4 protein-coding genes are annotated in these 3,225 nt (G+C 71.9%); all 4 read left to right on the top strand.

The window, feature by feature from the left end:
- On the top strand, positions 1 to 821 hold an 821-nt coding region (locus B0W88_RS30775), incomplete at its 5' end, for an ABC transporter permease (protein WP_077038292.1).
- A 45-nt stretch (positions 822 to 866) separates the two neighbouring features.
- Positions 867 to 1,820, top strand: a complete 954-nt coding sequence (locus B0W88_RS30770) for a D-ribose ABC transporter substrate-binding protein (RefSeq protein WP_077038291.1) — start codon at positions 867 to 869, stop codon at positions 1,818 to 1,820.
- Between the two features lie 21 nt (positions 1,821 to 1,841).
- Complete coding sequence (locus B0W88_RS30765) at positions 1,842 to 2,297, top strand: RpiB/LacA/LacB family sugar-phosphate isomerase (RefSeq protein ID WP_077038290.1); 456 nt, start codon at positions 1,842 to 1,844, stop codon at positions 2,295 to 2,297.
- The coding region (locus B0W88_RS30760; RefSeq protein ID WP_255378674.1) for an FGGY family carbohydrate kinase at positions 2,294 to 3,225 on the top strand (932 nt) is incomplete at its 3' end. The genes B0W88_RS30765 and B0W88_RS30760, both read left to right, overlap by 4 nt.

Genomic DNA, 3,225 nt, shown 5'->3' with positions numbered 1-3,225 from the left:
ACCTCTCGGTGGGCTCCACGCTGGGCCTGTGCGGCGTCATCGCCGGCTGGCTGATGCAGGGCGTGACGATCGAGTCGGCGGGCGTCGTGCTCTACCTGCCGGTCTGGGCCGTCGTCGTGCTGACCTGCGCGCTGGGCGCGGCGATCGGCGCCGTCAACGGCGTGCTGATCTCCTGGCTCAAGGTGCCGGCCTTCGTCGCCACGCTGGGCGTGCTCTACGTGGCCCGCGGCGCGGCGCTGCTGCTGACCAACGGCCTGACCTTCAACAACCTGGCCGGCGACCCGGCGCTGGGCAACACCGGCTTCAACGCGCTGGGCTTCGACCGCCTGCTGGGCGTGCCGATCGGCGTGTGGGTGCTGGCCGCCGTGGCGGTCAGCGGCATGGCGCTGCTGGGCCGCACCGCCTTCGGCCGCTGGGTCTACGCCACCGGCGGCAACGGCCGCGCGGCCGAGCTGTCCGGCGTGCCGGTGCGGCGCGCGACGATCAGCGTCTACATGATCAGCGGCGTCTGCGCGGCCATCGCCGGCCTGGTGCTGTCCTCGCAGCTGACCTCGGCCGGCCCGACCGCCGGCACCACCTACGAGCTGACGGCCATCGCCGCCGTCGTCGTCGGCGGCGCCGCGCTGACCGGCGGCCGCGGCAGCGTGCGCGGCACGCTGCTGGGCGCCTTCGTCATCGGCTTCCTGTCGGACGGGCTGGTCATCGTCGGCGTGTCCTCGTACTGGCAGACGGTGTTCACCGGCGCGGTGATCGTGCTGGCCGTGCTGATGAACGCGATCCAGTACGGCCGCCGCCGCGCCAAGCCGGCCAGCAAGACCTGACCCCCTCCAATTTTCCCCACCACCAACGACAACGGAGACATCGCCATGAACAGGATCCACTTCACCCGCCGCGCCCTCGTCGCCACCCTGGCGCTCGGCGCCAGCCTGAGCGCCTTCGCAGCCGACAAGGGCCTGATGACCATCATCGTCAACGACCCCGCCAATCCCTACTGGTTCACCGAGGGCGAGGCCGCCAAGGCCGCCGCCATCAAGCTGGGCTACAGCGCCGTGGTCGCCGCCCACACCGGCGACACCAACACCGAGAGCAAGCTGATCGACACCGCGATCACCAACAAGTCGGTCGCCATCATCCTGGACCCGGCCAACGCCAGCGGCTCGGTCGGCGCGGTGCAGAAGGCGATCGCCGCGAAGATCCCGGTGATCCTGATCAATGCCGAGATCAACAAGGAAGGCCTGGCCAAGGCCCAGCTGGTCTCCAACAACGCGCAGGGCGCCGCCCTCGGCGCGCAGCACTGGGCCGAGCTGATGGGCGACAAGGGCAGGTACGTGGAACTGGTCGGCGCCCCGTCGGACAACAACGCCGCCACCCGCTCGAACGGCTTCAAGACGGTGCTGGGCCAGTACCCCGACCTCGCCAAGGCCGGCAGCGAGGTGGCCAACTGGGACCGCACCCAGGGCCACAACAAGATGCAGGCGCTGATGCAGGCCAACCCCGACATCAAGGGCGTGATCAGCGGCAACGACGAGATGGCGCTGGGCGCGATCGCCGCGCTGAAGAAGGCCGGCAAGCTCAAGGGCGCGGTGATCGGCGGCTTCGACGGCAGCCCCGATGCCGTGGCCGCGGTCAAGTCCGGCGAGCTGGCCTACACGGTGCTGCAGCCGGTGGCCGTGTTCTCCGCCGCCGCCGTGCTGCAGGCCGACACCTACATCCGCACCGGCAAGACCGGCGCCAAGAGCGAGAAGCAGCTGTTCGACTGCGTGCTGATCACCAAGGCGAATGCCGACAAGGTGACGGCGCCCTTCGTCCTGTCCAAGTAAATCAAAGCAAGGAGTGCCGCCATGAAGATCGCCTTCGCAGGAGACAGCGCCGGCCTGGCCCTCGCCCGCCAGCTGGCCGAGCATTTCGCCGGCCGCGACGGCATCGAGGTGGCGGAACTCAGCGAGCCCGGCGCCGACGCGACCTACGCCGAGCTGGCCGACCGGGTCTGCCGCCAGCTGCTGGACGGCCGCTTCGAGCGCGCCGTGCTCGTCTGCGGCACCGGCATCGGCGTGTGCCTGTCGGCCAACAAGGTGCCGGGCATCCGCGCCGCGCAGACGCACGACACCTATTCGGCCGAACGCGCGGCGCTATCCAACAACGCGCAGGTGATCACCATGGGCGCGCGGGTGATCGGGCCGGAGCTGGCCAGGAGCATCGTCGAGACCTACCTGGCGGCGCACTTCGATCCGAACGGCCGCTCCGCCGGCAACGTCCGCGCGATCGACGCGCTGGACCAGAAGTACCACACGACATGACGCGCGACCTCCTCATCGGCGTCGACGCCGGCACCTCGCTGATCAAGGCCGTGGCCTTCGACCTGCAGGGCCGCCAGCTCGCCGTCGCCAGCACGCCGAACCGCGTGCGGCTTGCCCCTGGCGGCATCGCCGAGCAGGACATGGACGCCACCTGGGCCGACACCGCCGCCACGCTGCGCGCGCTTGGCGAGAAGTTGCCGGGCCTGGCGCAGCGCGCGCTGGCCCTGGCCTGCACCGCCCAGGGCGACGGCACCTGGCTCGCCGATGCCGAGGGCCGGCCGGTCGGCCCGGCCCTGCTGTGGCTCGATGCCCGCGCCCGCCGCCAGGCCGAGGCGCTGCGCGCCACGCCCGCCGGGCGCAGCGTGGCCGAGCGGGCCGGCAACGCGATCACCGCGGCGATGCAGAGCAGCCAGCTGCTGTGGCTGCGCGAGCACCAGCCCGAGCGCCTGGCCCGCGCGGCGACCGCCTTCCACTGCAAGGACTGGCTCTTCTTCAAGGCGACCGGCCTGCGCCGCGGCAGCCGCTGCGAGAGCGTCTACACCTTCGGCAACCTGCGCACGCTCGCCTACGACGACGCCACGCTGCGCGAGCTGGGCCTCGTCGACCTGCAGCGCCTGCTGCCCGAGATCGCCAGCCGCGCCCACGAGCCGCTGAGCCGCGAGGCCGCCGCCGAGACCGGCCTGCCCGAGGGCCTGCCGGTGGCCGCCACGCTGATGGACGTGCCGCTGTGCGTGCTCGGCGCCGGCGGCCTGGCCTACGAGGCGGACGGCCGCGTCAGGCGCGTCGGCTGCTCGGTGCTCGGCAGCACCGGCATGCATGGCTGGATCAGCGACACGCCCGCCACGCTGGTGCCCAGCGCCGAGGCTGGCTTCACGATCGCGATGCCGCAGGACGAGCGCCTGCGCCTGCGTGTCGTCTCGCACATGGC

Source organism: Pelomonas sp. KK5, assembly GCF_001984095.1.
Taxonomy (GTDB): domain Bacteria; phylum Pseudomonadota; class Gammaproteobacteria; order Burkholderiales; family Burkholderiaceae_C; genus KK5.
This window is presented reverse-complemented; position numbering and strand designations above follow the sequence as displayed.

Excerpts from the sequence above, each read along its gene's own strand:
- B0W88_RS30770 (WP_077038291.1), top strand. The coding sequence starts at position 867 with ATGAACAGGATCCACTTCACCCGCCGCGCCCTCGTCGCCACCCTGGCG.
- B0W88_RS30765 (WP_077038290.1), top strand. The coding sequence starts at position 1,842 with ATGAAGATCGCCTTCGCAGGAGACAGCGCCGGCCTGGCCCTCGCCCGC.